At 56.4% G+C, this 19,212-nt stretch carries 18 protein-coding genes; 10 read left to right on the plus strand and 8 right to left on the minus strand.

Annotated elements, in window-relative coordinates:
* Nucleotide 1: 1 nt before the first annotated feature.
* The 5 genes from TU86_RS07235 to gloB form a co-directional block, all read right to left on the minus strand.
* Complete coding sequence (locus tag TU86_RS07235) at nucleotides 2–1,075, minus strand: microcin C ABC transporter permease YejB (protein ID WP_048363601.1); 1,074 nt, start codon at nucleotides 1,073–1,075, stop codon at nucleotides 2–4.
* Complete coding sequence (locus tag TU86_RS07240) at nucleotides 1,076–2,917, minus strand: extracellular solute-binding protein (protein WP_048363602.1); 1,842 nt, start codon at nucleotides 2,915–2,917, stop codon at nucleotides 1,076–1,078. It lies immediately after the preceding gene.
* The gene (locus TU86_RS07245; RefSeq protein WP_048363603.1) at nucleotides 2,914–4,743 is read right to left on the minus strand and encodes an extracellular solute-binding protein; all 1,830 of its coding nucleotides are present in this window, start codon (nucleotides 4,741–4,743) and stop codon (nucleotides 2,914–2,916) included. Before TU86_RS07245 ends, TU86_RS07240 begins: the two co-directional genes overlap by 4 nt.
* A 155-nt stretch (nucleotides 4,744–4,898) precedes the next feature.
* Entirely contained in the window at nucleotides 4,899–6,302 is a 1,404-nt protein-coding gene (locus TU86_RS07250) for a transglycosylase SLT domain-containing protein (RefSeq protein WP_048363604.1), read from the minus strand.
* Between the two features lie 99 nt (nucleotides 6,303–6,401).
* Nucleotides 6,402–7,181, minus strand: coding sequence for a hydroxyacylglutathione hydrolase (gene gloB / locus TU86_RS07255; protein WP_048363605.1), 780 nt, complete (start codon nucleotides 7,179–7,181; stop codon nucleotides 6,402–6,404).
* 73 nt (nucleotides 7,182–7,254) lie between these two features.
* Between gloB and TU86_RS07260 the strand changes: the two genes are divergently transcribed.
* The 4 genes from TU86_RS07260 (at nucleotide 7,255) to TU86_RS07275 (ending at nucleotide 9,984) form a co-directional block, all read left to right on the plus strand.
* Nucleotides 7,255–8,013 carry a methyltransferase domain-containing protein gene (locus TU86_RS07260; protein ID WP_048363606.1) on the plus strand — a complete coding sequence of 253 codons (759 nt, stop codon included), beginning with the start codon at nucleotides 7,255–7,257 and terminating at the stop codon, nucleotides 8,011–8,013.
* 95 nt (nucleotides 8,014–8,108) lie between these two features.
* Complete coding sequence (rnhA, locus tag TU86_RS07265; RefSeq protein ID WP_048363607.1) at nucleotides 8,109–8,561, plus strand: ribonuclease HI; 453 nt, start codon at nucleotides 8,109–8,111, stop codon at nucleotides 8,559–8,561.
* Complete coding sequence (dnaQ, locus tag TU86_RS07270) at nucleotides 8,554–9,312, plus strand: DNA polymerase III subunit epsilon (protein WP_048363608.1); 759 nt, start codon at nucleotides 8,554–8,556, stop codon at nucleotides 9,310–9,312. Before rnhA ends, dnaQ begins: the two co-directional genes overlap by 8 nt.
* 99 nt (nucleotides 9,313–9,411) lie before the next feature.
* The gene (locus TU86_RS07275; protein ID WP_048363609.1) at nucleotides 9,412–9,984 is read left to right on the plus strand and encodes a GNAT family N-acetyltransferase; all 573 of its coding nucleotides are present in this window, start codon (nucleotides 9,412–9,414) and stop codon (nucleotides 9,982–9,984) included.
* Between the two features lie 70 nt (nucleotides 9,985–10,054).
* Here the strand turns inward: TU86_RS07275 and TU86_RS07280 are convergent, their stop codons facing one another.
* Complete coding sequence (locus TU86_RS07280; protein ID WP_048363610.1) at nucleotides 10,055–10,279, minus strand: hypothetical protein; 225 nt, start codon at nucleotides 10,277–10,279, stop codon at nucleotides 10,055–10,057.
* Between the two features lie 198 nt (nucleotides 10,280–10,477).
* On the opposite strand from TU86_RS07280, the gene TU86_RS07285 reads away from it, so the two are divergent.
* From TU86_RS07285 to TU86_RS07300, 4 genes are all read left to right on the plus strand, one after another.
* Complete coding sequence (locus tag TU86_RS07285) at nucleotides 10,478–11,038, plus strand: NADPH-dependent FMN reductase (RefSeq protein ID WP_048363611.1); 561 nt, start codon at nucleotides 10,478–10,480, stop codon at nucleotides 11,036–11,038.
* A 206-nt stretch (nucleotides 11,039–11,244) separates the two neighbouring features.
* Entirely contained in the window at nucleotides 11,245–12,264 is a 1,020-nt protein-coding gene (locus tag TU86_RS07290; RefSeq protein ID WP_157395884.1) for a catalase family protein, read from the plus strand.
* A gap of 59 nt (nucleotides 12,265–12,323) precedes the next feature.
* Complete coding sequence (locus TU86_RS07295) at nucleotides 12,324–14,258, plus strand: LodA/GoxA family CTQ-dependent oxidase (protein ID WP_048363613.1); 1,935 nt, start codon at nucleotides 12,324–12,326, stop codon at nucleotides 14,256–14,258.
* Nucleotides 14,245–15,297, plus strand: a complete 1,053-nt coding sequence (locus TU86_RS07300) for a tryptophan 7-halogenase (RefSeq protein ID WP_053075992.1) — start codon at nucleotides 14,245–14,247, stop codon at nucleotides 15,295–15,297. Before TU86_RS07295 ends, TU86_RS07300 begins: the two co-directional genes overlap by 14 nt.
* A 64-nt stretch (nucleotides 15,298–15,361) precedes the next feature.
* Here the strand turns inward: TU86_RS07300 and phnX are convergent, their stop codons facing one another.
* Both phnX and TU86_RS07310 read right to left on the minus strand, forming a co-directional pair.
* Entirely contained in the window at nucleotides 15,362–16,189 is an 828-nt protein-coding gene (gene phnX / locus TU86_RS07305) for a phosphonoacetaldehyde hydrolase (RefSeq protein ID WP_048363614.1), read from the minus strand.
* A gap of 69 nt (nucleotides 16,190–16,258) precedes the next feature.
* Nucleotides 16,259–17,368, minus strand: coding sequence for a 2-aminoethylphosphonate--pyruvate transaminase (locus TU86_RS07310; protein WP_048363615.1), 1,110 nt, complete (start codon nucleotides 17,366–17,368; stop codon nucleotides 16,259–16,261).
* Between the two features lie 116 nt (nucleotides 17,369–17,484).
* On the opposite strand from TU86_RS07310, the gene TU86_RS07315 reads away from it, so the two are divergent.
* A complete protein-coding gene (locus TU86_RS07315) occupies nucleotides 17,485–18,354 on the plus strand; it encodes a LysR substrate-binding domain-containing protein (RefSeq protein WP_048363616.1) in 870 nt (289 codons plus the stop codon).
* Nucleotides 18,355–18,453: 99 nt separating this feature from the next.
* Nucleotides 18,454–19,158 (plus strand): YebC/PmpR family DNA-binding transcriptional regulator, encoded by a 705-nt coding sequence (locus TU86_RS07320; RefSeq protein WP_048363617.1) that lies wholly within the window; start codon nucleotides 18,454–18,456, stop codon nucleotides 19,156–19,158.
* Nucleotides 19,159–19,212 lie beyond the last annotated feature (54 nt).

Raw genomic sequence — 19,212 nt, forward strand, 5'->3', positions numbered from 1 at the left:
CTCAATGCTCCCTGCTTTCAAAGTCGATGCGCGGATCCACCAGGGTGTATGACAAGTCGCCAATCAGTTTCACCAGCAGGCCGACCAGGGTGAAGATGAACAAGGTCCCAAAAACAACGGGGTAATCGCGGTTGATCGCCGCCTCAAAGCTCATAAGCCCCAACCCATCCAGCGAGAAAATCACCTCAACCAATAGCGAACCGGTGAAGAAGATGCCGATAAAGGCTGATGGAAATCCGGCAATGACCAGCAACATCGCGTTGCGAAACACGTGGCCATACAGCACGCGATGATGGGTCAGTCCTTTGGCTTTGGCGGTCACCACGTATTGCTTGTTGATCTCGTCCAAAAAACTGTTTTTGGTGAGTAAGGTCATCGTGGCGAAGTTGCCGATGACCAATGCCGTCACGGGTAAGGCCAGATGCCAGAAATAGTCGAGGATTTTGCCGCCCAGGCTCAATTCGTCGAAGTTGTTGGAGGTCAGCCCGCGTAGCGGGAACCAGTCCAGATAGCTGCCGCCGGCAAAGACCACGATCAATAAGATGGCAAACAGGAACGCCGGGATGGCATAGCCGATAATGATCGCCGAACTGGTCCACACGTCGAAATGACTGCCGTGTCGCGTAGCTTTGGCGATACCCAGCGGGATCGACACCAGGTACATGATCAAGGTGCTCCAGAGTCCAAGCGAGATGGAGACAGGCATTTTCTCCTTGATCAGGTCGATGACTTTGGCATCCCTGAAAAAACTCTCGCCGAAGTCCAGGTGGGCGTAATTTTTGATCATGATCCACAAGCGCTCGGGAGCGGGCTTGTCGAAGCCGTACATTTTTTCGATTTCCTGGATCAGCGCCGGGTCCAGTCCTTGGGCGCCACGGTAGTTGGAACCTGCCACCGAAACCTCAGAGCCGCCGCCTGCGATACGGCTGGTCGCCCCGTCGAAGCCTTCGAGTTTGGCAATCATTTGCTCCACCGGACCACCCGGCGCAGCCTGGATGATGATGAAGTTAATCAGCAAGATCCCGAACAGGGTCGGGATGATCAACAGCAGTCGCCTGAATATATACGCCAGCATCTAAGGCTCCAGGCTTTCGCTTGTGGATTGGGTGGAGGTCACCGGTTCGACATCGGGCTTGACCCACCAGGTGTCTATTCCGATGTCATACAACGGGGTCACGGTGGGGTGGCCGATATGGTTGGAATACGCCACGCGCCAGGTTTTTATGTGCCAGTTAGGGATGACGTAAAAGCCCCATTGCAGCACACGGTCCAGGGCGCGGGCATGAGTGATCAGGTTCTGGCGCGAATCGGCATGGATGAGACCTTCGGTGAGTTGGTCAATGGCAGGGTCTTTTAGCCCCATGAAGTTGCGGCTGCCGGGTTTTTCGGCGCTTTGCGACTCCCAGTATTCGCGCTGCTCGCTGCCGGGAGAACTGGACTGCGGAAAACTGCCGATAATCATGTCGAAGTCCCGTGAGCGCAGACGGTTCAAGTATTGCGAAACATCGACCCGGCGAATCTGCATGTCGATGCCCAAGTCGCGGAGGTTGCGCTTGAAGGGCAGCAGAATGCGCTCGAATTCGGTTTGCGCCACTAGAAACTCAATGCGCACCGGCTTGCCCTGAGCATCGACCATCTTGTCGTCAACGATGCGCCAGCCGGCGTCCTGCAGTAATTGATAAGCGCGACGCTGTTGGTCGCGAATCATGCCCGTGGCATTGGTGACGTCGGGTTTGAATACCTCGGTAAATGCCTTATCGGGAATTTGCCCGCGCAAAGGCTCCAGAATTGCCAGCTCTTCTTCAGTCGGCGGAGCGCTGGCGGCCATTTCCGAGTTTTCGAAATAACTGCTGGTGCGGGTATATGAACCGTTGAATAACTGCTTGTTGGTCCATTCGAAGTCGAATAACAGGCTCAGCGCCTCGCGCACACGAATGTCCTGGAACATGGGTCGGCGCAGATTAAAAATGAAGCCTTGCATGCCAGTGGGGTTGGCATTGCGAATTTCCTCTTTAATTAAACGGCCCTGTTTGACCGCCGGTACGTGATAAGCGCTGGCCCAATTTTTGGCGCTGATCTCAAACCAGTAGTCAAATTGGCCTGCCTTGAGCGCTTCGAATGCCACGTTGTTGTCGCGGAAATAATCGATGGTGATGGCGTCAAAGTTATACAGCCCCTTGTTGATGGGCAGGTCTTTGCCCCAGTAGTCCTTGTTGCGTTCGTAACGAATCGAGCGCCCCGGCTTGATCTCAGTGATGGTGTACGGACCGCTGCCGACAGGTATTTCGAGGTTGCCCTTGCTGAAATCTCGGGTTTCCCACCAATGTTTTGGTAACACCGGCAATTGGCCGAGGATCAATGGCAGCTCGCGGTTCTTGTTGTGTTTGAAGACGAACGTCACTTGCAACGGGTTTTCTTCGACCGCTTTTTCGACGTCGCTGTAATACCCCTTGAACAAGGGCGAGCCGTTTTTCATCAACGTATCGAAACTGAACACGACGTCTTCAGCGCGAATGGGATGGCCATCATTGAACTTGGCTTCGGGCCGCAGATAAAAACGCACCCAGCTGTTATCGGGCGCCTTTTCAATTTTCTGCGCAATCAAGCCATATGCGGTGAAGGGTTCATCGAGGCTCTGGCGGGCCAGGGTGTCGTACGTCAGGTCGATGCTGTCGGCCGGTACGCCTTTGTTGATAAACGGGTTCAGGCTGTCGAAAGTCCCCAAGGCGGATTTGCGAAATGTCCCGCCCTTTGGCGCATTCGGGTTCACATAATCAACGTGCTTGAAGTTGGCCGGATATTTGGGTGGTTCGTCGTACAGGGTTAGCGCGTGCTGTGGCGCCGCGAGCGCCAGGCAACTGAGGCCGGCCAATAGCAGGCCACTGAGGGGCTTGAGCAATGTACGCAAAGGCATCATTGGGATTTCTCCGTAGGCTTTAGCCACCACGCACTCAGGCCCAAGTTGTAGGGCGGCGTAGTCACGAAGGCGAACCGGTTGCGGTACGCCAGGCGGTGATAGTTCAGATACCAGTTAGGAATGCTGTAGTACTGCCATAACAAGACGCGGTCCAGTGCCCGGCCAGCGGCCAGTTGTTCTTCGCGGGTTTGTGCCGCCAGCAGTTTTTCAAGTAATTGATCGACAACCGGGTTGGCCACCCCCGCATAGTTTTTACTGCCCTTGACGTTGGCCTGGCTGGAGTGGAAGTACTGCCACTGCTCAAGACCGGGGCTCAAGGTTTGGTCCAGGGTCATGAGGATCATGTCGAAATCGAACTGGTCCAGGCGCTGCTTGTACTGTGCCCGGTCGACGGTACGCAGGCGTGCAGCAATGCCGATGCTCGCCAGGTTTTCCACGTACGGTTGCAGAATGCGCTCAAGGTTGGGGTTTACCAGCAATATTTCGAAGGTTAACGGCTTGCCGTCTGCATTGAGCAAGCGCTGGCCTGAGAGTTTCCAGCCGCTCTCAGCGAATAGACCCAGCGCACGGCGCAGGGTTTGGCGAGGGATGCCACGCCCCTCGGTCTGTGGCAGGCGAAAAGCCTGGGTAAACAATTCGGGCGGCAGTTGTGTGCGCCAGGGTGAAAGCATTAACCATTCGTGGCCCTGCGGGATGCCGCTGGCCGAGAAATCACTGTTGGGGTAGAAGCTCGTTGCACGCTGGTAGGCCCCATTGAACAGCGCCCTGTTCGCCCATTCAAAATCAAACATCAAACCCATCGCTTCACGCACTTTGGTTTGATTGAAGGTGCTGCGGCGGCTGTTCATGAACAGCCCCTGGGTTTGAGTCGGGATGTGATGAGGGATTTGAGCTTTGATTACATCCCCCCGGCGCACGGCCGGGAAGTTATAGCCGTTGGCCCAGTTCTTGGCCTGATGCTCGATGTAGATGTCGAACTCTGCGGCCTTGAAGGCTTCGAACGCGACATCGCTGTCGCGATAAAACTCGACCTCAACCCGGTCGAAATTGTATTTGCCACGATTGACCGGCAGGTTGGCGCCCCACCAGTTCTTGACGTGTTCGAAGACCACGTGGCGGCCCGGTGTGACTTTGCTGATCCGATAAGGGCCACTGCCCAGCGGTGGTTCAAAGGTCGTGGCTTTGAAGTCGCGTTTGGCCCAGTAGTGCTCAGGCAGAACGGGCAGTTCGCCGAGTCGCAGAATCAGCAGCGGGTTGCCAGAGCGTTTGAACACAAAACGTATGCGCTTGGGGCCCAAAATGTCCACCCGCTGCACTTCTTGCAAATGAGTGCGGTACTGCGGGTGGCCTTCTTTGCGTAAGAGGTTGTAGGAGAACGCAACGTCGGAGGCCGTGATCGGAGTGCCATCGTGAAAGCGCGCCTCAGGCCGCAGGTTGAACACCACCCAACTGCGTGTCTCGTTGTACTCCACGGATTGCGCGATCAACCCGTAACTGGAGGTCGGCTCGTCGCCTGATGGCGCGTACTGGCCAGTGCCTGCCATCAGTGTTTCATTCAGCTCGTTGACCCCATATTGCAGAAAGTTGGGGGTAGATACCGGGCTTGTGCCTTTGAAGGTATAGGGGTTGAGCGTGTCAAAGGTGCCAAAGGCCATGACCTTGAGCGTCCCGCCTTTGGGCGCATCAGGGTTGACCCAATCGAAATGGGTGAACGTGGCCGGGTACTTGAGTGTGCCGAACTGCGCATAACCGTGGCTTTCGCTGAGGGTTGCGCGGGCAGGAAAGCTCAAGGCCAGGTAGATAAGTAGCGAAAGGAGGGGACGCATCACGTCAGAGATCCGATCCAGGCGTTGGGCTTAGGTTTGGTTACAGTAACAGCTTGTATCTGCGGGAAAAAGGCTGCGCTAGAAAGCACCGCGGGCAAGTGGCTTCCTGGTTTTATGTAGGAGTCAACTTGCCCGCAGTGTTGTTATGCAATCGCTTAGCGTGGGTTTGAAACCGTCAACATTTGCCCAGGCTTGAGTGCCTTGGCGCTGTTAGGGTTCCAGCGCTTGAGGTGTTGCATCTCGACGTTAAAGCGTTTGGCGACGATGTACAGCGAGTCACCCTTTTTCACTTTGTATTGGGTGGCTTTCTTGCTGGCTGCGGGTTTGCGCGTGTCCTGCATCACCAGCATCTGGCCGCTCTTGAGGTTTTTGCCGGTCAGTTTGTTCCAGCGCTGCAAGTCACGGACATTGACCTTGTTGGCCTTGGCAATGGTGGTCAGGTTGTCGCCACTTTTGACCTTGTACTTACGGTTAAGGCGCACGGCCGTGTTGCTGGCCACATTGTCGAATACCGCTTTTTTGGGGCGCAGGCTGATCAGTTCATCAGGTCTGAGGTTGGACAGGCTGGTGGTCAGTAACTGAGCTTTGGAGGTCGGCACCAGCAGATGCTGCGGGCCATCCGTGGTGGCTCGTTGCTTGTAAGCCGGATTGAGCTGAAACATTTCGTCTTCGTCGATCTCGGCCAGCGCAGCAACGCGGGACAAGTCCATGGATTGTTTGATTTCAACCATTTCGAAGTACGGTTCGTTGGCAATCGGGTTCAGGTTGATGCCATAGGCTTCAGGGGCCATCACCACTTGGGACAGAGCCAACAATTTCGGAACGTAGTCTTTGGTTTCCTGCGGCAGGGGCAGGTTCCAGTAATCCGTCGGCAAACCGAGCTTTTCGTTGCGTTCGATGGCCCGACTTACGGTGCCTTCGCCTGCGTTGTAAGCCGCCAGCGCCAGCAACCAGTCGCCATTGAACATGTCATGCAGACGGGTCAGATAATTCATGGCCGCCAGGGTTGAGGCGGTGATGTCTTTACGCCCGTCATAGGCACGGGTTTGGCGCAGGTTGAAGTAGCGGCCGGTCGATGGAATGAACTGCCACAGACCCACGGCATTGGCGTGAGAATACGCCATCGGGTTGTAAGCGCTTTCAATGACGGGCAGCAGAGCCAGTTCCAGCGGCATGTTGCGTTCTTCGAGGCGCTCTACGATGTAGTGAATATAAAGGCTGCCACGCTCACCTGCGTTTTCGAGAAACGAAGGGTTGCTGGCGAACCACAGGCGCTGTTGTTCGATTCGCGGGTTAACTTCTACGCCTTCCTGCAACTTGAAACCCTGACGCATCCGCTCCCACACATCTTGTGGGGCTACAGGGCTGGGTTTTTCGCTGAGCCAGATCGGCTCCTGAGGAATGCGTTTGGTCAGTTTCAACGTGGGTCTTTCGGCCGTTTTGGCTGATTGATCCATGCTTTGACAACCCGCGAGTACAGCGGACACGGCCAGCGCGATGGCTTGCGCAAGACGCGTCAATGTGTCTGTTTTGATGAAGTTACGTATAGATGACGACATTGGCTGGAAGTAAGTTCCGGGCAAAAATGTCGGGCGATTCTAGAAAGCAGGGGGGGCGCGGTCAACTGTTCAGAATTTTTGTGCCAACCGCGACCCTGATTAGAACTTATCTTTCCAGCTGCGCAAGCTGGCAAAGACGGCGCAGGGCGAGGCATTGTCCTGCTCGTTCCACTCGTCAGCTTTTTGTTTAACGGATGTTTCACTGACCCGTAAAAAGGGATTGGTGCGTAATTCCAGCGCCATCGTGGACGGCAAACTGATGCGACCTTCTGCGCGCCATCGGGTCACTTCATCGAGTCGCGCCTGGATGTCGGCGTTGTTTGGCTCGACCGCTTGTGCAAAGCGCAAATTGCTTAACGTGTACTCATGGGCGCAAAACACCGAGGTATTGGCAGGCAGCGCGGCCAGTCGGCTTAACGAGTGATGCATTTGTTCGGGGGAACCCTCGAACAGTCGGCCACAACCGGCGGCAAACAGCGTATCGCCACAAAACAGCAAGGGGGCGGCGGGCGCTGCCTGATAGTAGGCAATGTGACCGAGGGTATGGCCGGGTAGCAGGAAAACCTCGAACGTCAGGCCCAATACCTCGATGCAGTCGTGGTCGTTGAGCGCCTGCTGTCTCGCGGGGATGTTTTCGAGTGCAGGGCCCCAAACTTTGGCGCCTGTCAGGTTATGCAGGTGCTCAACGCCGCCGACATGATCAAAATGGTGGTGAGTGACCAGGATGTCGCTCAACGTCCAGTCCGGATGTCCATCAAGCCACGCCTGGACCGGTGCGGCATCACCCGGGTCGACCACGGCGCAGCGCTTGCTGGCATTGTCTTGTAACAACCAGATGTAGTTGTCGTTGAAGGCGGGCAGGGCGTCGATCTGTAGCATTGTGCAATTCCCAAGTGCGAAACAATGGCGCATCTTAGGGCCTGTAATGGGTGTAAGGCGAGTTGGAGGAGCAATGACCGATAAAGCATTGGCTCAGGCTGACCCTGAGTGGCTGGCGCTGATCCGTTCCGCGCGCGAATGGCTGTCCGGTCCTCACGGGCAGTTGTTGCTTGAGGATGAACAGCGAGTACTGGAAGAGGAGCTCGGTCGATTTTTTGGCGGTTACCTGGTGCATTACGGCCCAGGCGCCGACGCACCGCCCAGTGCCCCACAGGTGCAACGCAATGTGCGCTTGGGTGCGCCCTTGCCGGGTGTCGAGATTTTTTGTGAAGAGCAAGCATGGCCTTTATGTGAGCACGCCGCCGATGTGGTGGTGCTGCAACACGGTCTGGATTTTTGCCTGTCGCCTCATGGCTTGCTACGCGAAGCCGCCAGCAGTGTGCGCCCCGGCGGGCACCTGTTGATCGTGGGAATCAACCCCTGGAGCACGTGGGGGCTTCGGCACGTTTTCGCCAAGGACGCGTTAAGCAAGGCGCGCTGCATTTCTGCCTCGCGCGTGGCGGACTGGCTGAATTTGCTGGGCTTTGCGCTGGAGAAACGCCGCTTCGGGTGCTATCGTCCGCCGCTCGATTCACCTGCCTGGCAACGCCGTTTGTCGGGCTGGGAGCGCAAGGCGGGTAGCTGGCAACTGGCCGGTGGCGGCTTCTACATATTAGTTGCACGCAAAATGGTGGTGGGTTTGCGGCCCGTCAATCCATTGCGCCGTGAACCCATGGGCAAACTGATTCCTTTGCCGATGGCCAAGGTCAATCGGCGTCACAGTGAACCCTAGTCCCTCTTGATTAACGAAAGGCTGGCGTGATCCGGTCTCTGGTGCTGTCCATCCATGATGGGCAGGCCACAACACCCTTTTCTGGATAGGTTGTAATGAGCGATAGCGTTGAAATGTTCACCGATGGTGCCTGCAAGGGCAATCCTGGCCCTGGCGGCTGGGGTGCCTTGCTGGTATGCCAGGGCGTCGAGAAAGAACTCTGGGGCGGCGAACCCAACACCACCAATAACCGCATGGAACTGATGGCTGCCATTCGTGGCCTTGAAGAGCTCAAGCGCCCGTGCGAAGTACTGTTGGTGACCGACTCCCAGTACGTGATGAAAGGCATCACCGAATGGATGGTCAACTGGAAAAAACGCGGGTGGAAAACCGCCGCCAAGGAGCCGGTCAAAAATGCCGATCTGTGGAAATTGCTGGATGAACAAGTCAATCGGCATACCGTGAAATGGCAGTGGGTACGTGGGCACATTGGCCATTACGGCAACGAGCGCGCTGACCAGTTGGCCAATCGTGGCGTGGATGAAATGAGAGGTATCAAGCATGCGTAGTGTCGTACTCGATACCGAAACCACAGGTATGCCGGTCACCGATGGCCATCGGGTGATCGAGATCGGTTGTGTTGAGCTGATGGGCCGCCGTCTGACCGGACGGCATTTTCACGTGTACCTGCAACCGGATCGCGAAAGTGACGAGGGCGCGATCGGCGTTCACGGCATCACTAACGAATTTTTGGTGGGCAAGCCGCGTTTTGCTGAAGTGGCCGATGAGTTTTTTGAGTTCATCAAAGGCGCTCAGCTCATCATTCACAACGCTGCGTTCGACATCGGCTTTCTGAACAATGAGTTTGCCTTGATCGGGCAAACCAATCGCACTGACCTCACGCAGCACTGCACCATCCTCGATACGTTGATGATGGCCCGTGCGCGCCACCCTGGTCAGCGCAACAGCCTCGATGCCTTGTGCAAGCGTTATGGGGTCGATAACTCGGGACGTGAACTGCACGGCGCCTTGCTCGACTCCGAGATTCTGGCAGACGTTTACCTGACCATGACCGGCGGGCAGACCAGTCTGTCGTTGGCCGGCAACGCTTCAGATGGCAATGGTTCGGGTGAGGGTTCGGGTCAACAGGCGACGCAAATTCGTCGTTTGGCAGCGGACCGCCAGCCGGGTCGGATTATTCGCGCCAGTGAAAGCGATATGGCTGAGCATGCTGCCCGGCTTGAAGCCATTGCCAAGTCAGCCGGAGCGCCATCGCTATGGACGCAACTGCTCGAAGCCAAAAGCCAGACCGTGCAATAACCCGAACCCTTGTGCGTTTGAATAAGGGCTCAAGGCCCTTCGCGCAGCATGCGGCAGCGTGGGCAGGCGGGTGTGCCAGAAACAAGGACTCTTTGATCTATGCATCTGGTTATTAATCCTCAAAATCCTGAAGTCTCGGTCCGGTTGGCTGATGAAGGTTTTGCACCGTATGTATGGTGTAACGATTTCAGCTTTGAAGTGCGTGCCTATGCGCAAGTAGAAGCGCAGCTGAACGTAGAGCACTGGCCATTGGCAATGGTCACGCCGTACCGCAAGTGTTATGGCATCGACCCGGATGAGTTCGCCAGCTATCGCGGTGCGCCGGACAGCGCAGTTTTCATGGCGTACCTGGACAACCAGCCGGTGGGGCATGTGGTCGTCAGTACCAATTGGAACGGCTTCGCGCATGTGGATGAGCTAGCAGTGATCGCGGGCGCTCGTCGTCATGGCGTGGCCAAATCATTGTTAGACGTGGTGAAGTTTTGGAGCCACAAAAAAAAATTGCCGGGCATCATGCTTGAAACCCAAAACAACAATATCGGCGCCTGCCGCTTGTACGAACGTTGCGGTTATCAGGTAGGTGGGATTGATCATTTGCGCTATCGCGGGATTGACCCGCAGACCGCTGAAGTGGCGATCTTTTGGTACCTGCTGTTCGAAAACCGGACATAAATCCCAGCGCCGGTTCTTGCAGTAGCCACCGCTGGAGCGAGCGTGCCACGCTCGCTCCTACAGTTTTTTCTTACGCTGGCACGACGGATTCAGGCTCGCGAATCAGGATCACGCCTGATTGCACCAGCTCGAACTCGGTATCAGAGTTTTTCTTAACGCGATCGCCAATAGCCAGCTTATAGGTGATGACTGGCTGACCGTCTGTCCCAGGTGTGGAATCTTGAAACTCATGCACCGAATAGACACGGCCTTCCGCGTCTCTTGCATGAAATTGTCCAACGAGAACTGCAGCCATTTGTAGAGAACCTCTGGAGATAAACACCCAATTTGCGGTTCTTGTAGACCGTTGATCAGCAGGGGAAGTTTAGCGCGGTGGAAAAAATAGTCTCGCTACTTTACAGGCTTGTTGGCCGATAGGGTGAATGGCGCTGCAAGAAAGGCGTCCGATCATCTATAACTAATCTTCCTACAGCTTGAGCCGCGGGGGTTTTCCATGAGTAAGGTCTACAGCGTTGCAGTGTTGGTCGGCAGTCTGAGAAAGGACTCTCTCAATCGAAAAGTGGCCCATGCCTTGGCGCAGTTGGCCCCCCCTCACTTGAAGCTGAACATTGTCGAGATCGGTGAGCTGGCGTTGTATAACGAAGACATTGACGTTACGCCACCTCCGGCGTCCTACACTGCGTTTCGTGATCAGGTTCGCCAGGCTGATGCGGTGCTGTTTGTCACGCCGGAGTACAACCGCTCGGTCCCAGGTGCGCTGAAAAATGCCATCGACGTAGGCTCACGCCCTTACGGTCAAAGTGTGTTCAGTGGCAAACCGGGCGCTGTGATCAGTGTTTCGCCGGGTGCGATTGGCGGGTTTGGCGCTAATCATCATTTGCGCCAATCCCTGGTGTTTCTCAATGTGCCATGTATGCAACAACCTGAAGCTTACTTGGGTGGCGCAGGCAGTGCCTTCGATGAGGCTGGCCAGTTATCTGAGAAAACCCGACCGTTCTTGCAAGCGTTTATTGATGCTTACAGTCAGTGGGTGGAGACAGTTAAAGGTGTTTGATCGCGTCAGTGCTGTTCTTTAAAAACACCGCTTAGGCGGTGTTTTTTATATCGGTCAAAACAATGTCTATAAGGTTGGGCGACGGAGATGCATAAGTTACATGTATCTTGTTACGTATTGGGAGAGTGCACGGCGTGCACAAGCAGGGGGGTGAACTAATGTTGAGTGTTCAAGACGTTTGATTTCGAGAAAGGAAGCTCATGATTATGGCGAATCTACGCAGTACGTCATCCGTAATTAACGTAAGCACTCATGTACAAGACCCCATTGCCGAGTTAGAAGAACTGTTTATTGAAAAAACCCAAATGAGGCGAATACGAGCCGGACAATGCCCTGTCAGGCGCCCCGTTTTTTTACGTTTGAACGGGGTGGCGCATGGCCGTTTTGAAGTGGTTGAAGATCTGCCCGATGAATTAAAAGTGGGCCTGTTTGCACAGGCTAAAACCTACCCTGCATGGGTGCGTTACTCGTGTGACATTCCAGACGGTGCACCTGAGCGGGGTGAAACGGTTGGCTTGGGCATCAAGCTCTTCGGCGTTGAGGGTGAAAAATGCCTGGAGCCAGACGAATCGTCTCCTACCGTCGACTTCCTGCTTCAGAATCATCCGGTTTTTTTCGTTAATGATGCGCAGGACATGGCCTTGGCCTTCAGGGATTTCGCGGCCTGGATTGAGGCGCATGAAGACACCAAGGCAATCCTGGCCGCGATGCGCAAGGATGTGAAAAGCGTTTTGGAGAGTGAGTTGTGGAGCGTTATTCCTTTTCATTTTGGGTTGCAAAAATTTTGTAAATATAAAATTGAGCCTGAAGTGATCGCGTTAGGCCCTGAACCTGATTTTGATGCGCCCGGTTATTTGAAGGCCGATCTACATCAACGCCTGATGACGGCAGAGGTGCGTCTACGTTTTATGGTGCAACTGCAAGAAGATGATGACTGTATGCCGTTGGACACGGCGACTCATGAGTGGGATGAAGTAACGTCTGCGCCCGTTCATGTGGCCACTTTAATATTGCCGATACAGGACATCGATTCACGTAACCAGTCGGTGTATGGCGAAACCCTGGCATTCAATCCCTGGCGAACATTGAAAGAACATCAGCCGGTCGGCAGTCTTGCCGATGCCCGCAAAGTTATCTATCAAGCGTCTGCCACTGTGCGTCGTCATTACAATGGCAATGTGTTGGGTGAACCTCAAGTTGAACGCCCGGCGCAACTTAAGCCTTAAATAGATGAGCGAATGCATTTGCTTGTTTGTACACAGTCATCCCACATGGACGTGATGCTATGCACAGTAAAACACTCACACGGCAACAACTTAAAACAGTTGTGCGGGCCTCGATACATCCTGGTATTGGCATCGCACGCTTAGGTAACAGTCGCGACGAATACGTCATCAGCCCTGAAACCATAGCCCCGCAATGGGTCAGCGCTGGAAGTCGCCACGATGCAAACGGTGCCATTAAACGTCAGGCCGCGCGTTTTCGTATTTACGGCTACAACCTCGAGAACGAGGTGGTCGGTGAGCTGACGCTGGACGACGCTGACATTGAATGGCGCGCCCATGTGGTCAATCGAAAGGCTGAGTGGTTTGAGTTTGAAAAGGCGATGGACATAGAGGATGCCGCCCACACTCAACTTCGTTTACGCAATGCCGACAGGGTGGGCGCTGAGCGCGAAGCGCTGGTCATCGACGCGGGTGCCAGAGCCGTCTCGGGCAGAACGGTCAGCGGCCCTGCCCATGAGTTTACAGGCGGTACATTTTTGGGCATGCCGGTTTCGCTCGGTGAGTTGCGCACCGATGAGTCGGGGCGGCTGCTGGTGTTGGGCGGCTATGGCCACTCCGGATCTCCCACGGGTATGCCGATTTATGATCCCAATGTGAGTAATCACTTCGCCAATGCGGCCGGCTGGTTTGACGACACCTCTGACGGCCCGGTCTCGGCGTCGGTAAAAATCAATGGGGTTGTGATCCCCGTCGAATCCGCTTGGGTGGTGGTGGCCCAGCCGGACTTTTCACCCAACACAGTCGGCTGGCGCACGCTTTATGACTTGATGACAGACACTTACCACGCCAATGGCTGGTTGGCACCGCCCGAGCGGCCTTCCTTCAGTCGCGATGTGCTACCGATTTTTCAGCGCCTGAGCGGCCTGCAATGGGTTAACAAAGGTTTCGCAACCCTGTTCGGGCAGGGCGCGCCCTTCGATTTTAATAACCCACTGTTATTGGCCAAACTGTCGCGCACCGACGAGACCTTCAGCCATCTGCGCCAAGCGGTGTTCAATGCGTTTCGTGGGGCAAACAACGCGGTACATGAACCCAGAACCTGGCCCTGGTTGTACGGCGACACTTTTGGCGCTGATCAAGAGAGTGCGCACGATCACCTGGCCCCATCGCCTTATCGCAGCCAGTTGTTAAAACGATGGGTCAAAGGTGAATTCCATGCGGACTGGACACCGGACCATAAACCGCCCGCGCATCTGGATGATGTCAATTTGGCCGATCAACCCGCCATGCTGGATCAGGCCGCGCTGCACTTTTGCCTGGCGGATGCTTTCCATCCAGGAATTGAGCTGTCATGGCCCATGCGCCACATCTCCCTGTACCGCGCGCCTTTTCGTATTAAAGCCCTGCCTGAAGACCAGCCATTGCCGGACTTCGGTCCCGTATTGGATCAACGCCTGGCATTGGCCGTCGACGGACCTTTGTATGCCCAACCTCCGGGTGGGCTGAGCCGGTGGATGGCATTGCCCTGGCAGGTGGATGCGGTGGGTTGTCGCTCAGGGTATGACGCCGATTACGATCCCTATCTGCCCACGTTTTGGCCAGCCGGTGTGCCTGATCAGGTGCTCAGTGAGGCGGACTATCACGTCTCAACCGACATGGCGCTACCCCGAGAGCAGCGCGTAGCTGCGTTTAACCGCCGGGTTTACTGGGGGCGTAAATTGCGCGGGAGCTTTATCGACCAGGCCACACAACTCGTCGGCGATATGGCGCGCGTGGGAGTGATTGAAGCACGGCCAGGCGTTGAGAATGACCCGGACTTGCCCGCGATCATGATGGTCGAAAGCGTGTCGGGTGGCCAAAGCCCTGTTGCGCCCCCCGCGCCGGACCTGCGTAGGGGGGCAAAACGGTCCTTGTCCGATATCGAGCGGGCAGGGTGGGAGAGCCAGGAGCAATGCGAGGAGTTTCGCCGGATAGTCAGACGTGAAAACATTTGATGTCGCGATAGTCGGGGCGGGCCCCGCAGGTGCTGTCGCGGCCAGGTGCCTGGCGTTATCGGGCCATCAGGTATTGCTGATTGATGACACCTCTCATGTGCTTAAAGTGGGTGAGAGTTTACCGGGGTCAGCCTATCCGCTGCTGTTTGAGCTGGGATTGTTACCTTGGCTGCACGCCAGTCAACCGCTGCCCTGCGTGGGCAATGTAGTGTCATGGGGCCAAGAGGCGCTCTATTGCCGGGACTTTATGCGCGAACCGTATGGAGCGGGTTGGCATCTCTGCCGCCAAGCGTTTGATGCAGCGTTGCGCAACGCCGCGGGTGATGCCGGTGTTACCGGGTGTACGCAGCGATTTGAGCAGGTGCAGCGCGCAGGGAACCGTTGGTTGCTGACGTTGCGCGAGGAGCAGGTGGGCGCGCGCTGGGTGATAGATGCCAGTGGCCGCAGCGCGTGTGTGGCCCGGCGCCTGGGGGTCAAGCGCGAGCGAGATCAACGGCTGATTGCGCTTTACTCACGTACGCAACACGTTGCTGGTGATCAACGCACCTGTATCGAGGCGGTGAAAAACGGCTGGTGGTACAGCGCGGCGTTGCCCGGCGACCAACGGATTGCAGCCTTGCACCTCACACCGTGTGACGCACAAAAAGTACTTAAAGACCGTCATGGGTGGTTGGCGCAATGGGATAAAACGCGTTACATCCGGCGGCACAGCGGTTCAGGCGAGTGGTCGCCCCCTCACGCGTGCGAAGCAGGCGGTAGTTATTTACAGCAAGTAGCAGGTGAGCAGTGGCTGGCCGTCGGGGACGCAGCGCTGGCCTTTGACCCGTTGTCGTCCCAAGGCATTTTCAATGCGCTGTACAGCGCCATGCGTGGAGCGCAGACGGTTCAGGCGGCGTTGTCAGGCCAGCATGAATCGACGCAGCAATACACTGCGCAACTGTTGAGTATCAGGCGGGCGTATGTGCGCATGCTGGATATTCAGTACCGGCGTGAGCAACGCTGGGCGGATCAAGCGTTCTGGCAAGTTCGTCAACAATAAACAGAACCCGGCTGGCGACTGCGATGGGGTTGGCCGCAGCCGTCAGCCGTCAGCTGATAGCGCCTTAGCTGCTTTGCGGCATTTCACCTCGGGCCAGGCGGGTATTGATATCCGCAATGACCGCAGGCAGCTCGCGGAGGGTGTCGATCAGATAATGCGGGCGCGAGCCTTCGAACAAGGTGTGAATCCGGGTGCGTTCAGCGGCCAGGGTCACAGCGTCCAGAGCGGTGTATTGCTCGTAGGTCAGGCCCAGTGCGTTGCCGGAACACACCAGTGCTACCGTCCACATGCCCGCGCGGCGGCCTTCGAGAATGCCCGGCACCGTGTCGTCAATTTTGACGCAGGCGCCCACATCATCGATGCCCAGGGCAATGACGTTGGCCAGTGCCTGAGCGGGCCACGGACGGCCGTTGGGGACGTCATCGGTGGCGACCACATGGTCGGCAACGTAACCATTGGTGGCTGCCAGCGCCACAACCTTGGCCATGACCTGCGCCGGATACCCCGAGCAGGAACCGATTTTCATGCCTTGGGCACGCAGTGTTGCAATGGCCTCAAGCGCGCCCGGAATCAACGCGGAATGTTCGGCGATTTTCTCGATTTGCAACGGCATGAAGCGCTTGTAAATGGCCGTGACGTCATCGTCAGACGGGGTGCGGCCGAATACCTTCTTATAGCGTTCGGCAATCTGCGGTTGGTCGCACAGGGTACGGATGTGATCCCACTTGCCCATCCCCATCGGGCCGCGTGCCTCCTCGATAGACACCTGCACATCAAATTCAGCGAAGGCTTCGACAAAGATTTGCGTGGGGGCAAAAGAGCCAAAATCGACCACAGTACCGGCCCAATCGAGGATGGCTGCTTGAAGCTTGCTTGGTTGGGTGTAGTTCATGTCTTTTGATCCTGTGTGAGCGGCCCGTGCCGCACGGCGAAATTTGGGTTTGTGACAGCCGTCCGGCTGTCAGATGTCCAGCACTTGCATTTCCTCCAGTACCTGCGCCACGGCATTAACCGCGGCCTGCATGTCGGCGTGATTAACATGACCGATACAGCCCACACGAAAGGTATCGACTTGAGTCAATTTGCCGGGGTACAGAATGAAACCCTTGGCCTTGACCCGCTCATAGAAATCCTTGAACTGATAACGCGGGTCTTTTGGGGCATGGAAGGTGACGATAATCGGCGCTTGAATGGCCGCTGGCACAAAGCTGCGAATGCCCAGGGTGGCCATGCCGTCGAGCAGGGTCTGGCAGTTCTTGCTGTAGCGCTGATGACGGGCTGGCAAACCACCTTGTTCGTTGTATTGCGCCAGCGCCTCGTGCAGCGCTGCGACCACGTGAGTTGGCGGGGTAAAGCGCCATTGCCCGGTGTTGGCCATATAGGTGTGCTGGTCGTGCAGGTCCATGGCCAAGGAATGAGAGTTGCCCGCCGCGTGGGCCAATGCGTCTTTGCGCGCAAAGACAAAGCCCATACCCGGTACGCCTTCCAGGCATTTGCCGGACGCTGCAATCAAGGCATCGAAGGGTGTTTTTTGTGCATCGATGGGCAGGGCACCGAATGAACTCATGGCGTCGATGATCAGGCGTTTGCCTTGTTTGGCTACAACTTCGGCAATTTCTGACAAGGGATTGAGAATCCCGGTGCTGGTTTCACAGTGAATCAGCGCCACATGGGTAATGCCCGGGTCGGCGTTGAGCAGGCGCTCCACGTCTGCGGCGGTCGTGGGCTGATCCTCGGCGGTTTCAAAGGTGCTGAAACGACGGCCCAGCACGTCGCAGATGTTGGCCAGGCGTTTGCCGTATGCGCCATTAATCAGCACCAACACATTGCCATCGCGTGGAACCAGAGTGCCGATTGCCGCTTCCACGGCGAACGTGCCGCTGCCTTGCAAAGGAACACAATGGTGACTGCTGGCGCCGTTGATAATGGCCAGCAGTTGTTCGCACAGGCTGGCCGTCAATCTGTTGAAGCTGTCATCCCATGAACCCCAATCCTGCAGCATGGCCTGGCGGGTGCGCAGCGAGGTGGTCAGTGGGCCTGGGGTCAGCAGGGTCGGCGCGGCAGAACTCATTCTGGTTTCCTCACAAGCTTTGGGATGGCTACTGAATACACGGCATAAATTGCAGTTTGAGTTGTTATCAATCAAATTGTTTGTTGTTATGCCGGCCATCAGTGAGGCTTATACATATGAATCTTTTCCAACTGCGTGCGTTTGATGCGGTGGCGCGCGAAGGCAGCTTCACCCGCGCCGCCGCACGGTTGTTTATCAGTCAGCCAGCGGTCACCGGCCATATCAAAGCGCTCGAAGATCACTACCAGATCACCCTGTTGCGGCGCACGGCGCGGCGTGTGGAGCTGACTGAAGAGGGCATTAAACTCGCCGCCATCACCCGCGCCATGTTCGGTTTGGTGGATGAAGCGCAGGTCATGTTGGAGGCCAATCGCCAGTTGCTCACCGGGCGCCTCGAAGTCGCCGCCGATGGCCCGCATCTGGTCATGCCAATGCTGGCGAACCTGCGCGAGCGTTACCCCGGCATTACCGTGAATCTGCGTCTGGGCAATGCGCAGGAAACCCTCGCCGCTTTGCTCTCGGAGCACGTGGACGTGGCCGTGCTGACCGACGTTGAGCCGCGTAAGGGGTTAACGTTACGGCCGCTCAATCAATCGCGGGTATGCGCGTTGGTGCCGGCCGCCCATCCGTGGCAGGCGTTGACGGATGGCATCGAGATTGCGCAGTTGGACCAAGTGATCATGGTTTTGCGCGAGCCCACGTCCACCACTCGGCGTACGTTCGATCAGGCGTGCGCCAAGGCGGGGGTAAGCCCGCGTGTGCTGCTGGAGCTGGACAGCCGCGAAGCGGTGACCGAGGCCGTGGCTGCGCAGCTTGGCGTGGGAGTTGTGTCCTCAGTTGAAGTCAGCCAGGACCCGCGGGTTTGCGCCGTGCCCATCAACGGCACGGGGTTGACCAATCGGCACATGATTGGCTGCATGGAACGCCGTGCCGAGTTGCGACTGATCAAGGCGTTTATGGCGCTGGCGCCACAGTCCAATGGGTAGACGCGAATTTTTTTGGTCGATTGAGACCTTCTTGCCGTATAAACTTGCGCCCATTCGATGGCCTTTGAGCCGCGACACACACGATTGAGAGAGTAAGAAATGGGCGCACAGTGGAAGGTTAAACACAAAGCGGACGCCGCCAATAGCCGCGGCAAGATTTTCGGCAAACTGGCGAAAGAACTGACCGTTGCTGCACGTAACGGCGCCGATCCGGACATGAACTCGCATTTGCGCCTAGTGTATGAACAAGCGAAAAAGGCCTCCATGCCAGCCGACACCATCAAGCGTGCCATTAACAAAGGTGCGGGTATCGGCACTGAGGCGGTGCAATATCACCGCGTCACGTACGAAGGTTTTGCCCCGCATCAGGTGGCGTTGATTGTTGAATGTCTGACCGACAATGTGAACCGTACCGTGGCTGAAATCCGCGTGGCATTTCGCAAGGGTCAACTGGGCACTTCCGGCTCGGTAACATGGGACTTTGACCATGTCGGCCTGATCGAAGCCAAGGCTGACACTCCGGACGCTGATCCTGAAATGGCGGCCATTGAAGCAGGCGCTCAGGATTTTGAAGAAGGCGACGAAGAAGGCACCACCTTGTTCATCACCGAACCTACCGACCTGGATGCCGTGCACAAAGCGCTGCCAGAACAGGGTTTCACCGTGCTGTCCGCCAAGCTGGGTTATATCCCCAAAAACCCGGTCTCGGGCCTGACTGACGAGCAGATGGCTGAGGTGCAGGAATTTTTGGCCAAGCTCGAAGAGCAGGACGACGTACAAGACATGTTTGTGGCATTGGCCTAATCGGTATCTGTTGGCGATCAAGCCACGCGCATCTCAATCCTGTGGCCGCTGAGG

Source organism: Pseudomonas weihenstephanensis, assembly GCF_001043055.1.
Lineage (GTDB): Bacteria > Pseudomonadota > Gammaproteobacteria > Pseudomonadales > Pseudomonadaceae > Aquipseudomonas > Aquipseudomonas weihenstephanensis.